We start from the raw sequence: 480 nt of genomic DNA on the forward strand, positions 1-480 counted from the left end.
CAAAAGGCTGATCGGTTGAATATTAACCTCAGTAACTCTTGAAACCTGTTCGAAATCTTCTAATGGTGTAAGTTCCATTTTACCTGAATTACGCTGTATTGGACTTATTATATTATGTTGCTGTAATCCATTGAATCCCACTTCCCTTTGCCCGGGCAAATCTGAAAGTAACCGTTGCAGATAATCCGATAATTGGCCGATACTTGGATAATCATATAATTTGGATGCCTTCAAATCTATAGTAAAATTCTTGTTTATTATTTTGATTAACTCCACACCCAATATCGAATCCAGACCCAGCTCACTAAATGCCTTATCTCCATCCAGTTCTTCTTTGTCCAAATAAAGCAAACCACATAATTCCGACGACAATATTGAGGCTATTTGTTCTTTGGTCAATACTGCCGGTTGTTTTTCCTTTTTGCTTATTGATTTCGATTGATATTTATTATTATGAAATCCTACAGCATTTTTCTCCAA

General features: G+C 35.4%; 1 protein-coding gene. It reads right to left on the reverse strand.

The features are described 5' to 3' along the window. Nucleotides 1–480 (reverse strand): acyl carrier protein (locus EZM65_RS15380; RefSeq protein ID WP_169051732.1); only part of this gene is annotated, 480 nt, incomplete at both ends.

This window comes from Flavobacterium sp. H122, from assembly GCF_004959765.1.
GTDB lineage: Bacteria > Bacteroidota > Bacteroidia > Flavobacteriales > Flavobacteriaceae > Flavobacterium.